Origin of the sequence: Rubellimicrobium sp. CFH 75288 (genome assembly GCF_009904055.1) — a bacterium.
Taxonomy (GTDB): Bacteria; Pseudomonadota; Alphaproteobacteria; order Rhodobacterales; family Rhodobacteraceae; genus Rubellimicrobium.
Genome location: NZ_WYDP01000001.1, coordinates 194,071 through 210,324, shown reverse-complemented (window position 1 = coordinate 210,324; position 16,254 = coordinate 194,071). Strand labels below are relative to the sequence as shown.

Here is a 16,254-nt window from a genome sequence, read left to right as displayed (position 1 = left end):
CGCTCAGCGTGCCGCCCGCGCGCGGGCCATGAAGGCGATGGCGCGCTGGGGGTCCACGGGATTCCAGGTATGCCCGTCGGTCTTGAGCGCCGAGCCCACGATGCAGCCGTCGGCCACGCGCAGCACCTCGGCCACGGTGTCGTGGCGCACGCCCGTATTGGCGAGAACCGGCGTGTCGGGCAGGGCGCGCTTGACGGCCTCGAGATCCTCCATCCGCGCGGCCTCGCCCGTGATGGCGCCGGAGACGAGGACCGCGTCGGGAATGGAGGAAAAGACGACCGAGCGCGCGCGTTCGGGCAGGGGGCGGGGATCGAGGCTGCCCGCGAACTCGGCCGAGACGTTGAAGAGCATGGCGCAGTCGCGCGCGCCCAGCCGGTTGCGATAGCGCATGGCCGCGCCCGCGTCCGGCGTCCACAGCCCCATGTCCGAGGCATAGGCGCCGGTGAAGATCTCGCGCAGGAAGGAGGCGCCCGTGGCGGCGGCGAGCGCGACGGTCGCCTGCGGGTCCCAGAGCACGTTGACGCCGAAGGGCACCGCGATCTCGCCGCGCAGGCGGCCGATCACATAGGCCATCGTGGCGGTCGAGGCGGTGTCCACCTTGAGCTCGTAGGGGCGGTCGTTCTCGTTGCCGAACATCACGGCATCCACGCCCGCGCCCTGCAGCGCGCGCAGGTCGCGGCGCGCGCCCTCCACCAGCGCCTCGAGCCCGCCCGCCGGGTCGTGGAGCGGAGAGCCGGGCAGGGCGCCCAGATGGACCATGGCGATCACCGGCTTGCGGTCCCCGAAGACGCGCCGGAAGCGTTCGGTCATTCCCTTTCCCCGCCTGTCCTGCGATCACTGCCCCGTGACCTGCGGCATGTCAGCATGGGGGAGGAGCCGATGCAACCGGAGAGGCGGAACCACGCGCGGACGGGGCTGAGCTTTACCGTCCTGGGCCTGGGGACGGCGCCGCTCGCCAACCTGTACCGGGCGGTGCCCGATGCGGAGGCCGATGCGATCATGGAGGCGGCCTGGGAGGGAGGCGTGCGCCATTTCGACACGGCGCCGCTCTATGGCCACGGCCTGGGCGAGACGCGGCTGGGCCGGTTCCTGCGGGGGCGGCCGCGCGACGCCTACATCCTGGCCACCAAGGTGGGCCGCGTTCTGCGGGCGGTCCCCGAGGGGCAGGGGGACGGAGCGGGCAAGTGGTTCGACGTCCCCTCGCGGCGCGAGATCTACGACTATTCCTATGACGGCGTGATGCGCTCGTTCGAGGATTCGCTCGAACGGATGGGAGCGGACCGCGTGGACATCCTCCATGCCCACGACCTCGACGTGCGCAACCATGGCGGATCGCAGGAGGCGCTGGACGCGCGGCTGCGCGAGTTCGTGGAGGGCGGGCACCGCGCGCTGCACGACCTGCGGTCGCAGGGGGTGATCCGGGCCATCGGCCTCGGCGTGAACGAGTGGGAGCCCGCGCTGTGGCTGGCCGAGCGGGCGGACCTCGACGTGATCCTGCTCGCGGGGCGATGGACGCTGCTCGAGCAGGGGGCGGCGCCGCTGATGGAGGTCTGCCGGCAGAAGGGCATCGGGGTGATCGTCGGCGGGCCCTACAACAGCGGCGTGCTGGCGGGCGGCGAGCACTACGATTACGGGGGCGTCCCCGTGGCGGTGGCCGAGCGGGCCCGGCGGCTGAGGGCCGTCTGCGACCGGCACGGCGTGCCGCTCATCCACGCCGCCTTCCGCTTTCCGCTGCTGCATCCGGCGGTGGTCTCCGTGATCCCCGGCAGCCAGACCAGGGCGGAGATGGACAGCAACCTGCGCGCGGCCGAGGCCGAGATCCCCGCCGCGCTGTGGGAGGATCTGCGGGCGGAGGGGCTGCTGGACGGCGGGCCTTGACCCCTTCGGGGGCCCGGGCCACATCGTGACGGCACCGGCTGGCCGGGGGGCGGGGATGCTGCGCGCGCTCGAGATCCGGGACATGCTCATCATCGAGCGGCTGGATCTCGCCTTCCAGCCGGGGCTCAACGTGCTGACGGGCGAGACGGGGGCGGGCAAGTCGATCCTGCTCGACAGCCTTGGCTTCGTGCTGGGCTGGCGCGGGCGGGCCGAGCTGGTCCGTCAGGGGGCCGAGCGGGGCGAGGTCGTGGCGGTGTTCGATCTTCCCCCCAACCATCCGGCCCACGCCGTCCTGGCCGAAGCGGGAATCGAGCCGGGAGACGACCCCTCCGAGCTGATCCTGCGGCGCGTCAACCACCGCGACGGGCGCAAGACCGCCTGGATCAACGACCGCCGCGCCAGTGGCGAGACGCTGCGCGCGCTCTCCGAGACGCTGGTGGAGCTGCACGGGCAGGGCGACGACCGCGGCCTGCTGAACCCGCGCGTGCACCGGGCGCTGCTCGACGACTTCGCCGGGGCGGGGCCGCTTCTGGCGGAGATCCGCGCAGCCTGGGTCGCCCGGCGGCAGGCGCAGGTGGCGCTCGAGCGGGCGGCGGCCGAGCGCGAGGCGCTGCGGCGCGAGGAGGAGTTCCTGCGCCATGCCGCGGCCGAGCTCGCCGCCTTGGCGCCGAAGCCGGGGGAGGAGGCCGAACTCGATGCCGCGCGGCGGCTGATGCAGGCGGGCACGCGCCTGCGCGAGACGGTGGGCCGCGCGCTGGCTGCGATCGGGCCGCAGGGCGCCGACGGGATGGTGGGCGATGCCATGCGCCGCCTCGATGCGGCCGCGCCGGAGGTGGAGGGGCGGCTCGACTCCGCGCTCGAGGCGCTCGAGCGCGCGCGCGAGGCGCTGGGCGAGGCCGAGGGCGCGATCGAGGACTGCCTCGAGGCGCTGCGCCACGATCCCCGCGCGCTGGAGGAGACGGAGGAACGGCTGTTCGCCATCCGCGGCCTCGCGCGCAAGCACGGGGTGGCGGCCGACGACCTGTCGGGGCTGCTCGCCGATTTCGAGGGGCAGCTCGCGCGGCTCGACGACAGCGAGGCCGACGAGGGGCGGCTACGCGCCGCGCTGCGGGCGGCCGAGGGGGCCTATGACGCGCTCGCCGCGCGGCTGTCGGCCCTGCGGGCCGAAGGAGCCGCGCGCCTCGAGGCGGCGATGGCGGCCGAGCTGCCCCCGCTGCGGATGGAGCGCGCGCGCTTCTCGGTCGAGGTCTCGGCCGGCGAGGCGGGACCCGAGGGGCGCGACGAGGTGCGCTTTGTCGCCGCCACCAATCCCGGCGCGCCGCCCGGCCCGCTCGACCGCATCGCCTCGGGCGGGGAGCTGAGCCGGTTCCTCCTTGCGCTCAAGGTCTGCCTGATGCGCGAGGGAGAGCCCAAGACCATGATCTTCGACGAGATCGACCGCGGCGTGGGGGGTGCCACGGCCGACGCGGTGGGCCGCCGGCTGGCCGCGCTGGCGCGGGGCGGGCAGGTGCTGGTCGTGACCCACTCGCCGCAGGTCGCCGCGCTCGGCGCCCATCACTGGCGGGTGGAGAAGGCGGTGGATGGCGGCCTGACCACCTCGCGCGTGGTGCCGCTCGACCCTCAGGGCCGCGTGGACGAGATCGCGCGGATGCTGGCGGGCGACATTGTGACCGAGGCCGCGCGCGGCGCGGCGCGCGTGCTGCTGGAGGGCGCGCGGGCGGCCTGAGCCGGTCAGGACCGCTCGACCGCGACCTTGCTGGTGTAGAAGGCGAGGTGCCCGGCGATGGCGGCGACCTCCGCCTTGGGCGACTCATAGGACCAGGCGGCGTCGGGGATGCGACCTTCGGTGCCCGTGAAGGTGAAGTGGGCCGCCTCGCCCTTCCACGGGCAGGTGGTGCGCGTGGGGCTGCGGTCGAACAGTTCGATCGCCACGTCCTCGCGCGGGAAGTAGATGACGGGCGGACGGGACCCCTCGCGCAGCTCCTGCGCCCGGTCACTCTCGGCCAGGATGGCGCCGCCGGCGCGGGCGACCCAGCGGCCCTCGGCGGGTGTCACGGTGATCGTGGGCGGCATCGGATGTCCCCTCCCTCGGGTGCTGCGCGGGGAGCATGGCGCTGCCCCCCGCTCCCGTCCAGCGGCGAGAGCGTCGCCCCCCGGCCTCAGAGCGGCGCGCAGGCAGCCCCGAGCCAGGCGCGCACCTCCTCGGGGACCAGCGGGGCGATCCGCTCGAGCACGGCGCGGTGATAGGCGTCCACCCAGTCGCGCTCGGGTCCCGAGAGCAGGGCGGGGCGGATCAGCCTCCGGTCGAAGGGGGCCCAGGTCAGGGTGCGGAACCCCAGCCAGTCGCGCCCCTCGTCCCCGCCGGGCAGGGGGGATGCCTCCTCGACCACGACGAGGTTCTCGAGCCGGATGCCCCAGGCCCCCTCGCGGTAATGGCCCGGCTCGTTGGACAGGATCATCCCCGGCTCGAGCGGGACATCCGACAGCCGCGACAACCGCTGGGGCCCCTCGTGCACCGAGAGGTAGAGGCCCACGCCGTGGCCGGTGCCGTGGTCGTAATCCTGCCCCGCGAGCCACAGGGGATAACGCGCGAGCGCGTCGAGATGCTGGCCCGCCACCCCTCTGGGAAAGCGCGCGCGAGAGATCGCGACGAGGCCCTGCAGGACGCGGGTGAAGGCCTCGGGCGCGCCTGCGGGCGGCTCGCCCACGGCGACGGTGCGGGTGATGTCGGTGGTGCCGTCGAGATACTGGCCGCCCGAATCGACCAGCAGCAGCTCGCCGGGCCGGACGGGGGCGTCGGTCGCCTCGGTCACGCGGTAGTGGACGATGGCGCCGTGGGCCCCGGCGCCGGCGATGGTCTCGAAGCTGATGTCGCGCAGCGCGCCGGTGTCGCGGCGGAACCCCTCGAGCGCGCGGACCACCGCGATCTCGGTCAGTCCGCCCCCTGGTGCCTCCCGGTCGAGCCAGTGGAGAAAGCGCGCCATCGCGGCGCCGTCGCGGTGATGCGCTTCGGCCGTGGCGGCGATCTCGGCCGGGTTCTTGCGCGCCTTGGGCAGAAGGCAGGGGTCCGTTCCGCGCGCGACCGCCACCCCGGCCCCTTCGAGCGCCGAGAGGACGGCGAAGGGCGTCGCGCGGGGGTCGAGCCGGACGGGCCCCGCGAGCGCCCCGAGCGCGGGGGTGAAGGCGTCCTCGGGGTGGTGGCGGACGGCGGGGCCGAGCGCCTCGCGGACGGGATCGGCCTTGGGGGGCGCGGCGAAGAGGTCGCAGGTGCCGTCGTCGTGGAGGATGGCGAAGGCGTGGGGCACAGGGTTGCGCGGCACGTCGCCGCCGCGGATGTTCAGAAGCCAGGCGACCGAATCGGGCTGGGTCAGGATCGCCGCCTTCTCGCCCGCCTCGCGCAGGGCCGCGGCGAGGCGGTCGCGCTTGGAGCCCGACGCCTCGCCGGCGATGGCCTCGGGGAAGGGGAAGAAGGGGGCGGATGGCGGTGCGGGGCGATCCTGCCAGAGCGCGTCCACCGGGTTCGGTACGGCGAGCAGGCGGATGGAGCGGGCGGCGAGGCGGGTGCGCAGGCCCTCCACCTCCTCCACGGGGTGCAGCCAGGGGTCGAAGCCGACCACCCCCCCCTCGGGCAGGCGGGCGAGGAGCCAGTCGGCGGGGCGCGTCGCGGGCCAGTCCACCGGGGCGAAGTCGGGGGCGACCTGCGCGCGCGCCTGGAGGCGATAGCGCCCGTCCACGAAGAGCGCGGCCTCGGCGGCCGTCACCGCGCAGGAGCCGGCCGAGCCGGTGAAGCCCGTGAGCCAGGCGAGACGCTCGTCGCAGGGGGCGACGTATTCACCGCCGAAGCGGTCGGCGCGGGGGATCAGGACGGCATCGAGGCCATCGCTCGCCATGCGCTCGCGCAGGGCGGCGAGGCGGGCGGGCCCCCGCGAGGGGTCGGCGGTTTCCGCAAAGGATTGCAGGCTCATGCGCGCCTCCGCTCGCGCGCGCGGCGGCGGGGATCGGCCTCGAACAGGGCGGCGAGCTGCTCGGTCATCGCGCCGGCGAGCTGCTCGACATCGGTGATGGTCACGGCGCGGCCGTAGTAGCGCGTGACGTCGTGCCCGATGCCGATGGCGATCAGCTCGACCGCGCGGCGGCGCTCGATCATGGCGATGACGTCGCGCAGGTGCTTTTCCAGCGTGTTGGCCGGGTTGACCGAGAGGGTCGAGTCGTCCACGGGCGCGCCGTCGGAGATGACCATGAGGATGCGCCGCGCCTCGGGGCGCTGGACGAGGCGGCGATGGGCCCATTCCAGCGCCTCGCCGTCGATGTTCTCCTTGAGAAGGCCCTCCTTCATCATGAGGCCCAGATTGGCTCGGGCGCGCCGCCAGGGTGCGTCGGCGGACTTGTACACGATGTGGCGCAGGTCGTTGAGGCGGCCGGGCGAGGGGGGGCGCCCCTGGGCCAGCCACGCCTCGCGCGACTGGCCGCCCTTCCAGGCGCGGGTGGTGAAGCCCAGGATCTCCACCTTGACGTCGCAGCGCTCGAGCGTGCGGGCCAGCACGTCGGCGCAGATCGCGGCGATCGAGATGGGCCGGCCGCGCATGGAGCCGGAATTGTCCAGAAGCAGCGTCACCACCGTGTCGCGGAACTCGGTGTCCTTTTCCACCTTGAAGGAGAGCGGCGTCGTGGGGTTGGCGACCACGCGGGCGAGGCGGCCCGCATCGAGGATCCCCTCCTCGCGGTCGAAGTCCCATGAGCGGGATTGCTGCGCCTGAAGGCGGCGCTGGAGCTTGTTGGCGAGGCGTCCGACTGCGCCCTTGAGCGGCTCGAGCTGGGTGTCGAGATAGGCGCGCAGGCGGTCGAGCTCGGCCGGGTCGGCGAGGTCCGTGGCCTCCACCACCTCGTCGAAGCGGGTGGTGAAGACCCTGTAGCCGGGGTCGGCCTCCGAATGGGCGGGGGGCGGGGGCGGCTCGCGCGGGGCCTCGCCGTCGGGCAGGTCCTCGGCCTCGAGATCGTCGGCGTCGTCCTGCGCCTCGGTCGAGACCTGGGCCTGGGCGCTGTCCTGCTCCTCCTCCTGGCTGCGCTCGGGCGAGGCGTCGGCCTCCTCGCTGTCGGAGGGTTGTTCGGCACCAGCCTCCTCGTCCTCGTCCGGAGAGGCTTCGTCCTCGGCTTCGGCTTCGGGCTCGTCCGGGGTCTCGTCAGGGTCGTCGCCGAGCTGGTCGCCATAGCCGAGGTCCCGGATGACGTCGCGGGCGAACCGGGCAAAGGCGCGCTGGTCGCCGAGAAGGTTCGGGATCTCGGCCAGGCGGTCGCCGGCCATGTCCTCGATGAAGCCGCGCCAGAGCGCCATGACGTTGTCGGCGCCGGGAGGCAGGGGGCGCCCGGTGGCGAGGTGGCGGATCAGGTAGCCCGCCGCGATGGCCAGCGGCGCGTCCTGGGCCTGGCGGATCTGGTCGTAGCCCTTGCGCCGGGCCTCGGCCGCGATGCGCGCGTCGATGTTGCCCGCGGTGCCGGGCATGTGGCGGGCGCCCAGGGCCTCGATCCGGGCGGTCTCCATCGCGTCCATGAGGTCGCGGGCCATCTGCCCCTGGGGGCGGTAGCGCTCGGCCACCCGCGCATCGTGGTGGCGATGACGCAGCGCGAGGCTGTCGGCGGTGCCGCGCGCGAGCAGGATCTCGTCCCGGGTCAGGCGACGGGAGACCTGCGGCAGGCGCATCGTGTCGCCTGTCAGCCCCGGCGGGTCCACCGAATAGGCGACCGCGAGATCCGGGTCGTCGGCCATGACCCGCGTCGCATCGGCCAGGGCCTTCTTGAAGGGATCGGCGGGATTGTCGGGGGACTTGGGCATGACGGAGATAAAGCACCGGCCCGGGGGGGCGGCAAGGGCGCAGGGAACGCCGCCGGGGCGGAGCCGTTGACCCCGAAAGGGCCGAACCGTGAGGAGGGTGCCGTGCCGCCTCGTGCCATCCTGTGTCTCGCCATCCTCCCCTGGCTGGCCGGAGCGGCTGCCGCCCAAGACCCCGAAGGCAGCGACGAGGACGCTCCCCGCGACGGCGCGGAGCGGGCGGTGGCGGCGGAGGCGGACGGTCTGGGGCTGGTCATCCGCCTGACGGGCGTCTCGATCCGGATCGAGGAGGTGGTCGTCGAACTGGGCCTGGAGGATGCCGGGGCGCTGGAGGAGCTGGCCGGGGGGCTGGCCGACCTGGCCGGGGCGGTGGAGGAGGGTACGGAGGCGGTGGAGGGGACGGCCGGGGACAGGTCCTGACGCGCCCCGCCGCACAGGGGCCGTGCGGCAGGGCAGGTTGTCCGCCGCGGCGGGGTCGCCCAGCTTCTGCGCCAGTGCCTCAACCCCTTCGGGAGACCCGCAGCCATGGCCGACACGCCGCGCATCGCCCTCGTGATCTCGTCCACCCGTCCGACGCGCTGGGCCGACAAGCCCGCGCAATGGGCCCTGTCCAAGATGCGGGCCCGCGGCGACATGGAGGCGGAGATCCTGGACATCCGCGACTTCGACCTGCCGTTCTTCGACGCGCCCGCCTCCAACGCCTTCATGCCGACGCCCGATCCCAGGGCGCAGAAGTGGAACGAGGCGGTGAAGTCCTTCGACGGCTACGTGTTCCTTGTGGCGGAATACAACCGCTCGGTCACGGGGCCGCTCAAGAACGCGCTGGACTGGGACTATGTGAACTGGAACCGCAAGCCGATGGGGGCGATCGGCTACGGCAGCGTGGGGGCCGCGCGCGCGATCGAGCAGCTGCGCCTGATGGCGGTCGAGCTGCAGATGGTCCCCGTGCGCGCGGGCGTCCATATCGGGGGTTCCGACTTCTGGCGCGTCGGGCCCTACAACGAGGCGGCCGAGCCGATGGAGGCCTTGGACGGCCAGCTTGGCGGCTCGCTCAAGGACATGCTGGATCAGGTCGTGTGGTATGCCCGCATCCTGAAGGCCGCGCGCGCCGAGGGCTGAACGCGGTCCGGGCAGGCCGGAAGCCCCCGCCGGAGGGGCGGGGGCGGAAGGGACGGGAGGGGCGGTGCAGGCGGTCATGGCCGCAGCATCGCCCCGAACCCTTAACGATCCGTTACACCACCGCGCGCACCATGGGCGGTTCGCGCAACACCCCGACCCTTCGGGTCAGAACACGAAGTCGTCGCTGTCGAGACTCGACAGGCGTGTGTTCTGGAGCGTGAGCTGGCCTTCGGAGAAGTTGAACACCACGTCGCTGCCCTGCTGGCTGGCGCGGGCGATGGCCTGGCGGAAGTTGCTGACCGAATCGAGGTTGCTGAGGTCGATGACGTCGTCATCGTCGTCGTCGCCGCGCTGGAAGTCGGTGATAACGTCGCGGCCCGACCGGAACACGAAGCGGTCGTCGCCCTCCCCGCCGGTCAGCCGGTCGTTGCCTCGTCCGCCGTCGAGCAGATCGTCGTCGTCGCCGCCGAACAGGACGTCGTTGCCGGCACCGCCGAAGAGCCGGTCGTCGTCGTCCCCTCCGAAGAGCCGGTCGGCCCCGGCGCCGCCATAGAGCAGGTCGTCGCCGTCGCCGAGGCGGATCGTGTCGTTGCCGCCGCCCCCCCAGGCGCGGTCGTCGTTGTTGTCGTCGTCGTCCTCCTGATCGGTGATGACATCGTCGCCGGCCCCGCCGCGCAGGGTGTCGTTGCCGTCCCCGCCGAAGAGCCGGTCGTTGCCGCCGGCGCCCTGGAGGCGGTCGGCGCCATTGCCCCCGTAGAGCAGGTCGCGGCCGGGCCCGCCGAGCAGCAGGTCGCCGCCGTCGAGGCCGAACAGCGTGTCGTTGCCCTCGAAGCCGCGGATGGTGTCCGCGCGGGAGGTGCCGCGCAGGGTATCGTTGCCGGAAGTGCCGTTGATGACAGACATGGCGTCCTCGCTACTGGATGACGAGCCGGGCGCATCGGGGCGCGCGGCTCCGGGGCTGCTTCACCTAGAGCGGCTGCTCAGAAGATGAAGTCGTCGCTGTCGAGGTTCGCCAGTCGGGTGTTCTGGAGGATCAGCGTGCCTTCGTCGAAGCTGAAGGTGACGTTGTTGCCCGTCTGGGAAGCCCGGGCGATGGCTTCGCGGAAGCTGTTGACCGAGGAGAGGCCGCTCAGGTCGATATCGTCGTCGCCGTCCTCGAAGTCCGTGATGACATCGCGGCCGGCCGTGAACACGAAGCGGTCTGCGCCTTCGCCGCCCGTCATGCGGTCGTTGCCAAGCCCGCCATCGAGCACGTCGTTGCCCTCGCCGCCGAACATCACGTCGGCGCCTGCCCCGCCGAAGAGGTCGTCATTGCCCTCGTCGCCGCGCAGCGTGTCGGCGCCGCCGCCGCCGAACAGGCGGTCGTTGCCGGAGCCACCGATGAGGATATCGTTGCCGGCGCCGCCATCGAGCAGGTCGTTGCCCTCGCCGAGGTTGATCGTGTCGTTGCCGGCGCCCCCATAGGCGCTGTCATTGCCCGACTCGTCCGTGATGACGTCGTCGCCGGCGTCACCCCACATCGTGTCTTCGCCCTTGCCGCCCTGAATGCGATCGTTGCCGTTGCCGCCGAAGATGCGGTCGTTGTCGTCGCCGCCCTGCAGCAGGTCGTCGCCGTCGAGTCCGAAGATCGTGTCCTCGCCGTCGAAGCCCCGGATCGTGTCGGCATTCGGAGTCCCGCGGAGCAGGTCGGCTTCCCCGGTGCCGTTGATGATGGACATGGCTTTCTCCCTCTCTTGCATCCGCTCGGGATGCCGCGGGGCGTCTGTCGGTTGCGCCCCGCGCCGAGAAAGAGCCCGGGCCTCCCGGTCGGCCAGCCTCCCGGAGGCAGAGACGGTGACTCTCGGCTCAGGGGATTACGGCCGTAAACCGGAGGCCGAAGGCGGATTTCAGCGCATCGCCATGGCGACCGCGCTCTCGGGGAGCTCCTCGGCGAAACAGCGCTGGTAGAACTCGGCCACCGTCTGGCGCTCCAGCTCGTCGCACTTGTTGAGAAAGGTGAGGCGGAAGGCGTAGCCCACCGAGCGGAAGATCTCGGCGTTCTGGGCCCAGTTGATGACGGTGCGGGGCGACATCACGGTGCTGAGATCGCCCGCCATGAAGGCCGTCCGCGTCAGCTGCGCGACCGTCACCATCTGGTTGATGATCCGGCGACCCTTCTCGGTGTTGTAGTGGGGCACCTTGGCCAGCACGATCGCGGCCTCGGCGTCGTGGCTGAGGTAGTTGAGCGTGGCCACGAGGCTCCAGCGGTCCATCTGCGCCTGGTTGATCTGCTGGACGCCGTGATAAAGCCCCGTCGTGTCCCCGAGGCCCACCGTGTTGGCCGTGGCAAAGAGGCGGAAGGACGGGTGGGGGGTGATGATCTCGTTCTGGTCGAGCAGCGTGAGCTTGCCGTCCGATTCGAGGACGCGCTGGATCACGAACATCACGTCGGGGCGGCCCGCGTCGTATTCGTCGAACACGATGGCGCAGGGGTTGCGCAGCGCCCAGGGGAGGATGCCCTCCTGGAACTCGGTCACCTGCTTGCCGTCGCGCAGCTTGATCGCGTCCTTGCCGATGAGGTCGATGCGGCTGATGTGGCTGTCGAGGTTGACCCGCACCATGGGCCAGTTGAGGCGCGCGGCGACCTGCTCGATATGGGTGGACTTGCCGGTGCCGTGATAGCCCTGGATCATCACCCGGCGGTTGTAGGCGAAGCCCGCCAGGATCGCGAGCGTCGTGTCCGGGTCGAACTTGTAGGTCGGGTCGAGGGCGGGGACGCGCTCGGTCGGCTCGGCGAAGGCCTTCACCTTCATGTCGCTGTCGAAGCCGAAGACCTCGCGGACGTCGATCTCCTCGGTCGGGCGGGCCTTGTCGTCCCTGGCGTGCATCGGGGCCTCCGTGTGCTCGCCCGGTCATGGATCATCGGCCGGGCGGGTTCAAGGCCGCCAGCGGGCTGGACAAGTCCCCCGGCCGGCGCAAAGTGGTGGTCGGAGGGACCATGACCAGCCTGGCCGAGATCGAGGGACTGATCGCCCGCATGGCGATGGGCGACCGCAAGGCGCTGTCGGCCCTCTACGCCGCCACGGCCCCCAAGCTCTACGGGATCGCGCTGCGGGTTCTCGGTGACCGGGGCGAGGCCGAGGACGCGCTGCAGGAGATCTTCGTCAAGCTCTGGCACAACGCGGACCGCTACCGGCAGAACGGCCTGTCGCCCATGACCTGGCTCATCACCGTGGCGCGCAACCACAGCATCGACCGGCTGCGCGCCCGCCGCTCCGCCCCCGTCACGCAGATCGAGGCTGCGGCCGATCTGGCCGACCTGTCCCCGACGCCCGAGGATGCCGCGGCGGCGGCGCAGCTGCGCGGGCGGATCGCCGAATGCCTCGGCACGCTCGACCCCGACCGGGCCGATGCGGTGCGCCGGGCCTATCTGCACGGCGACACCTATGCGGACCTCGCGCGGCATTACGGCATCCCGCTCAACACCGTGCGAACCTGGCTCAGGCGGTCGCTGATCCGTCTGCGCGAGTGTCTGGGCACATGAGGGTCCCGCGATGAGCCGCTGGAGCGAGGACGAACAGGACGACATCGCCGTGACGGCGGAATACGTCCTCGGCCTGCTTACCCCCGAGGAGGAGCGGGCCTTCGAGGCCCGGATGGCGGTCGATCCCCCCTTCTGCGCGCTGGTGACCCTCTGGACCGAGGACATGGCCCGGATGGCGGCGGACCTGCCGGCCCTGCCGCCCCCGCCCGGCGTCGAGGCGGCGCTGCATCGCCGCCTCTTTCCCGAGGAGGAACAGAGCCTGTGGCGGCGGCTGGGGGTGCTGCCGGCGATTCTCGGCGGGCTCGCGGCGGCGCTGATCGTCCTGTGGGTGACCAGCATGGGCTGGGTGGGGCGGCCCGACGAGCCCGTCACGCTCTACGAGGCGCAGATCGCCGCGCAGGATTCCTCGCTCGTGGTCCTGGCGCATTTCGATCCCGCGACGGGCGAGCTGCGGCTGCACCGGCAGGCCGGGGGGGTGGTGCCCGGCCGGTCCCAGGAATTGTGGCTCGTCCCGCCGGGTGCCGAGCCCGTCTCCCTCGGGGTGCTGCCGGAGGCGCCCGAAAGCCTGCTGAGCGTGGCCGAGGACCTGCGACCGCGAATGGCGGGCGCGATCCTTGCCATCAGCGACGAGCCGCCCGGCGGCTCGCCCACGGGCCGGCCGACCGGCGCGACGCTCGCGATGGGGCCGCTGACGGTTCTCTGACCGCGGAGGCTCAGCCGTCGGGAAAGTTGCGGCTGTCCTTGAGCTGGTCCCAGGCCCAGACCACCTCGGAGAGCTGCTCCTCCTGGCTGCGGTCGCCGCCGTTCATGTCCGGGTGAAGAACCTTCACCAGAGCCTTGTAGGCCTTGCGGATTTCCGACTTGGTGGCGGTGTCCCGCAGGTCCAGGATCTCGATGGCCCGCCGCTCGGTGGGCGGCAGGCGGCGCGTGCCGGCGCGCGGTCCGGGATTGCGCGTCGCGTTCTCGCCCAGGACCTGATGAGGATCGTCCACGCCGAGCCGGGCCCAGGCCCGCTGCTCCTCCGACCGGCGGCCGAAGGGTTTGGTCGGCCGGCCCCAGAAGCGGTCGTTCTCCACCTGGCGCAGGAAGTCCTGTTCGGTCGCGCCCTGGAAGAAGTTCCACTTCAGGTTGTACTCGCGGACATGCTCCTTGCAGAACCACCAGTAATCGTCGAGCGAATCCGGCGATTTCGGCGCCCGGAAGGCGCCGCGTTCCTGACAGTCCGGATGATCGCAGACGCGGTTCGAGGTCTCCGAGGCGCCGGTCATGCCGCGCCGGCCGCGCGTGCTGCGCTTCTTGGCCGAGGAGACGGACATGTCGAAGCCGAAAGGGTCGGGTTTAACCATGGGAACCGCTCTCCTGCCGCTCTTTCCGTCCCGGACGCGCGAGTTTAATCATCGGGGCGAGGACGGAAAGGGGGCGGCCGAAAAAAGTGGATCTTGAGGAGATCATGCGCCAGCGGCTGGCGGCGGCTCTGGCGCCGACCCGCCTGGAGGTCATCGACGAGAGCGAGGCGCATCGCGGCCATGCCGGCTGGCGGGACGGCGGCGGAACGCACTGGCGCATCCGCATCGATGCGCCGGCGCTCGCCCCCCTGAGCCGGATCGAGCGGCATCGGGCCATCCATGCCGCGCTGGGGCCCGACGTGATCGGCCGCCTCCATGCGCTGGCGATCGAGGCGTCGGGCTAGTTCGCGGCGGGGCGACCTTCCTCGTCCGATCGCGGCTCGGGAGCGGGCTCGTCGCCTCGTGCGGAGCGGCCCTCCACGACCGTGAGGGGCGGCATGGTCGGCTCGGTCGCGTTGGCGGGGGAAGCGGCCGGCGGCGGCGGCGTGAAGCGCCGGGCGGCAGGGCGCGGCGCGAGAGGCGCAGGGAAGGCGGGTGCCGGGCGCGGCGGCGCAGGCTCCGCCCGCAGCCCGCGGATCGCCGCGAGCGTCGCCGCGCGCTCCGGATCGGCCCGGTCGGCCGCGCCGCCCGCCGCCTCGCGGCGGAAGACCAGAAGGGTCTGGGGGTGCGATTCGGTGCCGCCGAACCAGCCGCGCCGCCGTTCGCAGGGCAGCGTCTCGGACCGGACGAATTCCCAGCCTTCGGCGGCCAGGCGGTTCAGCTCGGCCTCGACCGCGCGGGCAAAGCGCTCCTCGGGCGACCTGGCGCCCTTGATGCGGGTCGCCCTGCGGGGGGCGGGCAGGACGCGGTATTCGTGATCGGGCATCGCGGCGGCTCTCCCCTCGGGGTTCGCGGGACGGTAGCGCATGGCGGCGGCGAGGCGAAGCCCCCTGTCAGAGGCCCAGCTTGCGCGCGACCAGTTCGTTGACAGCCGCCGGATTGGCCTTGCCGCCCGTGGCCTTCATGACCTGACCCACGAACCAGCCCGCGAGCTTGGGCTGGGCGCGCGCCTTCTCGGCCTGGGCGGGGTTGTCGCGGATCACCGCATCCACGGCCGCCTCGATGGCGGCGGTGTCGGTGACCTGCCGCATGCCGCGCGCCTCGACGATGGCGCGGGGGTCGCCGCCCTCGGTCCAGACGATCTCGAACAGGTCCTTGGCGATCTTGCCCGAAATGTCGCCCGAGGCGATCAGGTCGAGGATGGCGCCCAGCTGGTCGGGCGACACGGGGCTGTCGGAGAGTGCGAGGCCGTCCTTCCTGAGCCGGCCGAACAGGTCGTTGATGACCCAGTTCGCCGCCATCTTGCCGTCACGCCCCGCCGCCACCTGCTCGAAGAAGGCCGCGTCCGAGGCTTCGGCAGTCAGCACGGCGGCGTCGTAGTCCGAAAGCCCGTACTGCGCGACGAAACGGGCGCGCTTGTCGTCGGGCAGTTCCGGCAGGCTCGCGGCGAGCGCATCGACCCACGCCTGATCGAGCTCGAGCGGCAGGAGATCGGGGTCGGGGAAGTAGCGGTAGTCGTGCGCCTCCTCCTTGGAGCGCATGGACCGCGTCTCGCCCCGGTCGGGGTCGTAGAGGCGCGTCTCCTGCACGACCGTGCCGCCGTCCTCGAGAATGGCGATCTGGCGGCGCGCCTCATAGTCGATGGCCTGCTGGATGAAGCGCAGCGAGTTCATGTTCTTGATCTCGCAGCGGGTGCCGAGGCCAGAGGGGTCGCCCGCCATGAACCGCTCCCACGCGCCGGGGCGGCAGACCGACACGTTGACGTCGGCGCGCAGGTTGCCGTGCTGCATGTCGCCGTCGCAGGTGCCGAGATAGCGCATGATCTGGCGCAGCTTGGCGACATAGGCGGCCGCCTCCTCGGGGCTGCGGATGTCGGGGCGGCTCACGATCTCCATGAGCGCGACGCCGGTGCGGTTGAGGTCCACGAAGGAGAGCGCGGGGTCCATGTCGTGGATCGACTTGCCGGCGTCCTGCTCGACATGGATGCGTTCGATGCGGACGCGCCGGCGGCTGGGTCCGGGCATGTCCACCCAGACCTCGCCCTCGCCCACGAGGGGGTGAAAGAGCTGGCTGATCTGGTAGCCCTGCGGCAGGTCGGGGTAGAAGTAGTTCTTGCGGTCGAAGGCCGAGCGCAGGTTGATCCGCGCCCGGAGACCCAGCCCGGTGCGCACGGCCTGGGCGATGCAGCCCTCGTTGGGGACGGGCAGCATGCCCGGCATGCCGGCATCGACGAAGCTCACCTGGCTGTTGGGCTCGGCGCCCACGGCGGTGGAGGCGCCGGAGAACAGCTTGGCGCGCGAGGCGATCTGCGCGTGCACCTCGAGCCCGATCACCATCTCCCACGGGCCGGTCAGCCCGTCGATGACCTTGGGCGCCGGGGCGGGAAGGGGAGAATCGAGCATCGGACGGCACCTCCGGAAGCGGCCCGAGCGGCTTAGGAAGTTCGGCCTCCGGGCGCAAGCGTCGCGTTATCCACAGGAAATCGGCCGGACTCCGCCGATCACGGTGCCGTGAATCCGCCA

At 72.2% G+C, this 16,254-nt stretch carries 17 protein-coding genes; 7 read left to right on the top strand and 10 right to left on the bottom strand.

What is annotated here, in order from left to right:
* Positions 1 to 3: 3 nt before the first annotated feature.
* Positions 4 to 810 carry a BtpA/SgcQ family protein gene (locus GT358_RS00995; RefSeq protein ID WP_166580705.1) on the bottom strand — a complete coding sequence of 269 codons (807 nt, stop codon included), beginning with the start codon at positions 808 to 810 and terminating at the stop codon, positions 4 to 6.
* Positions 811 to 879: 69 nt separating this feature from the next.
* Between GT358_RS00995 and GT358_RS00990 the strand changes: the two genes are divergently transcribed.
* A complete protein-coding gene (locus GT358_RS00990; RefSeq protein ID WP_166580704.1) occupies positions 880 to 1,878 on the top strand; it encodes an aldo/keto reductase in 999 nt (332 codons plus the stop codon).
* Positions 1,879 to 1,933: 55 nt separating this feature from the next.
* Positions 1,934 to 3,604: a DNA repair protein RecN gene (gene recN, locus GT358_RS00985; protein ID WP_166581053.1), complete on the top strand. Its 1,671-nt coding sequence runs from the start codon at positions 1,934 to 1,936 to the stop codon at positions 3,602 to 3,604.
* A gap of 5 nt (positions 3,605 to 3,609) precedes the next feature.
* On the opposite strand, the gene GT358_RS00980 is transcribed toward recN, so the two are convergent.
* From GT358_RS00980 to cobT, 3 genes are all read right to left on the bottom strand, one after another.
* Positions 3,610 to 3,951 carry a DUF427 domain-containing protein gene (locus tag GT358_RS00980; protein WP_166580703.1) on the bottom strand — a complete coding sequence of 114 codons (342 nt, stop codon included), beginning with the start codon at positions 3,949 to 3,951 and terminating at the stop codon, positions 3,610 to 3,612.
* Between the two features lie 86 nt (positions 3,952 to 4,037).
* Positions 4,038 to 5,843, bottom strand: a complete 1,806-nt coding sequence (locus GT358_RS00975; RefSeq protein WP_166580702.1) for an aminopeptidase P family protein — start codon at positions 5,841 to 5,843, stop codon at positions 4,038 to 4,040.
* On the bottom strand, positions 5,840 to 7,708 hold the full coding sequence (gene cobT, locus GT358_RS00970) for a cobaltochelatase subunit CobT (RefSeq protein ID WP_166580701.1): 1,869 nt from the start codon (positions 7,706 to 7,708) through the stop codon (positions 5,840 to 5,842). The genes GT358_RS00975 and cobT overlap by 4 nt, the downstream gene beginning before the upstream one ends.
* Before the next feature lie 102 nt (positions 7,709 to 7,810).
* On the opposite strand from cobT, the gene GT358_RS00965 reads away from it, so the two are divergent.
* On the top strand, positions 7,811 to 8,125 hold the full coding sequence (locus GT358_RS00965; protein WP_166580700.1) for a hypothetical protein: 315 nt from the start codon (positions 7,811 to 7,813) through the stop codon (positions 8,123 to 8,125).
* Positions 8,126 to 8,230: 105 nt separating this feature from the next.
* Positions 8,231 to 8,824 (top strand): NADPH-dependent FMN reductase, encoded by a 594-nt coding sequence (locus tag GT358_RS00960; protein WP_166580699.1) that lies wholly within the window; start codon positions 8,231 to 8,233, stop codon positions 8,822 to 8,824.
* Positions 8,825 to 8,989: 165 nt separating this feature from the next.
* Here the strand turns inward: GT358_RS00960 and GT358_RS00955 are convergent, their stop codons facing one another.
* The 3 genes from GT358_RS00955 to cobS all read right to left on the bottom strand — a co-directional run bounded on the left by GT358_RS00955 (position 8,990) and on the right by cobS (position 11,691).
* A complete protein-coding gene (locus GT358_RS00955) occupies positions 8,990 to 9,727 on the bottom strand; it encodes a calcium-binding protein (RefSeq protein ID WP_166580698.1) in 738 nt (245 codons plus the stop codon).
* A 77-nt stretch (positions 9,728 to 9,804) separates the two neighbouring features.
* Positions 9,805 to 10,542 (bottom strand): calcium-binding protein, encoded by a 738-nt coding sequence (locus GT358_RS00950; protein WP_166580697.1) that lies wholly within the window; start codon positions 10,540 to 10,542, stop codon positions 9,805 to 9,807.
* 168 nt (positions 10,543 to 10,710) lie between these two features.
* Entirely contained in the window at positions 10,711 to 11,691 is a 981-nt protein-coding gene (gene cobS, locus GT358_RS00945; protein ID WP_166580696.1) for a cobaltochelatase subunit CobS, read from the bottom strand.
* 110 nt (positions 11,692 to 11,801) lie between these two features.
* On the opposite strand from cobS, the gene GT358_RS00940 reads away from it, so the two are divergent.
* Positions 11,802 to 12,347 carry a sigma-70 family RNA polymerase sigma factor gene (locus tag GT358_RS00940; RefSeq protein WP_166580695.1) on the top strand — a complete coding sequence of 182 codons (546 nt, stop codon included), beginning with the start codon at positions 11,802 to 11,804 and terminating at the stop codon, positions 12,345 to 12,347.
* 10 nt (positions 12,348 to 12,357) lie between these two features.
* Entirely contained in the window at positions 12,358 to 13,050 is a 693-nt protein-coding gene (locus GT358_RS00935; RefSeq protein WP_166580694.1) for an anti-sigma factor domain-containing protein, read from the top strand.
* Between the two features lie 10 nt (positions 13,051 to 13,060).
* Here the strand turns inward: GT358_RS00935 and GT358_RS00930 are convergent, their stop codons facing one another.
* Positions 13,061 to 13,693, bottom strand: coding sequence for a J domain-containing protein (locus GT358_RS00930; protein ID WP_166580693.1), 633 nt, complete (start codon positions 13,691 to 13,693; stop codon positions 13,061 to 13,063).
* A 104-nt stretch (positions 13,694 to 13,797) separates the two neighbouring features.
* Here GT358_RS00930 and GT358_RS00925 point away from each other — a divergent pair, with 104 nt between their 5' ends.
* The gene (locus GT358_RS00925) at positions 13,798 to 14,037 is read left to right on the top strand and encodes a BolA family transcriptional regulator (RefSeq protein ID WP_208103253.1); all 240 of its coding nucleotides are present in this window, start codon (positions 13,798 to 13,800) and stop codon (positions 14,035 to 14,037) included.
* On the opposite strand, the gene GT358_RS00920 is transcribed toward GT358_RS00925, so the two are convergent.
* Positions 14,034 to 14,558, bottom strand: a complete 525-nt coding sequence (locus GT358_RS00920) for a DUF4177 domain-containing protein (protein WP_208103252.1) — start codon at positions 14,556 to 14,558, stop codon at positions 14,034 to 14,036. The two genes, GT358_RS00925 and GT358_RS00920, sit on opposite strands and share 4 nt — an antisense overlap.
* A 67-nt stretch (positions 14,559 to 14,625) precedes the next feature.
* Complete coding sequence (gatB, locus tag GT358_RS00915; protein ID WP_166580691.1) at positions 14,626 to 16,134, bottom strand: Asp-tRNA(Asn)/Glu-tRNA(Gln) amidotransferase subunit GatB; 1,509 nt, start codon at positions 16,132 to 16,134, stop codon at positions 14,626 to 14,628.
* Positions 16,135 to 16,254: the final 120 nt, after the last annotated feature.

Bases quoted from the DNA above. Each gene is read 5' to 3' on its own strand.
- cobT (WP_166580701.1), bottom strand. From the start codon at position 7,708: ATGCCCAAGTCCCCCGACAATCCCGCCGATCCCTTCAAGAAGGCCCTG.
- GT358_RS00920 (WP_208103252.1), bottom strand. From the start codon at position 14,558: ATGCCCGATCACGAATACCGCGTCCTGCCCGCCCCCCGCAGGGCGACC.
- GT358_RS00960 (WP_166580699.1), top strand. From the start codon at position 8,231: ATGGCCGACACGCCGCGCATCGCCCTCGTGATCTCGTCCACCCGTCCG.
- GT358_RS00925 (WP_208103253.1), top strand. From the start codon at position 13,798: ATGCGCCAGCGGCTGGCGGCGGCTCTGGCGCCGACCCGCCTGGAGGTC.
- GT358_RS00975 (WP_166580702.1), bottom strand. From the start codon at position 5,843: ATGAGCCTGCAATCCTTTGCGGAAACCGCCGACCCCTCGCGGGGGCCC.
- GT358_RS00995 (WP_166580705.1), bottom strand. From the start codon at position 810: ATGACCGAACGCTTCCGGCGCGTCTTCGGGGACCGCAAGCCGGTGATC.
- cobS (WP_166580696.1), bottom strand. From the start codon at position 11,691: ATGCACGCCAGGGACGACAAGGCCCGCCCGACCGAGGAGATCGACGTC.
- GT358_RS00955 (WP_166580698.1), bottom strand. From the start codon at position 9,727: ATGTCTGTCATCAACGGCACTTCCGGCAACGATACCCTGCGCGGCACC.
- GT358_RS00950 (WP_166580697.1), bottom strand. From the start codon at position 10,542: ATGTCCATCATCAACGGCACCGGGGAAGCCGACCTGCTCCGCGGGACT.
- recN (WP_166581053.1), top strand. From the start codon at position 1,934: ATGCTGCGCGCGCTCGAGATCCGGGACATGCTCATCATCGAGCGGCTG.
- GT358_RS00990 (WP_166580704.1), top strand. From the start codon at position 880: ATGCAACCGGAGAGGCGGAACCACGCGCGGACGGGGCTGAGCTTTACC.
- GT358_RS00940 (WP_166580695.1), top strand. From the start codon at position 11,802: ATGACCAGCCTGGCCGAGATCGAGGGACTGATCGCCCGCATGGCGATG.
- GT358_RS00930 (WP_166580693.1), bottom strand. From the start codon at position 13,693: ATGGTTAAACCCGACCCTTTCGGCTTCGACATGTCCGTCTCCTCGGCC.
- GT358_RS00935 (WP_166580694.1), top strand. From the start codon at position 12,358: ATGAGCCGCTGGAGCGAGGACGAACAGGACGACATCGCCGTGACGGCG.
- gatB (WP_166580691.1), bottom strand. From the start codon at position 16,134: ATGCTCGATTCTCCCCTTCCCGCCCCGGCGCCCAAGGTCATCGACGGG.
- GT358_RS00980 (WP_166580703.1), bottom strand. From the start codon at position 3,951: ATGCCGCCCACGATCACCGTGACACCCGCCGAGGGCCGCTGGGTCGCC.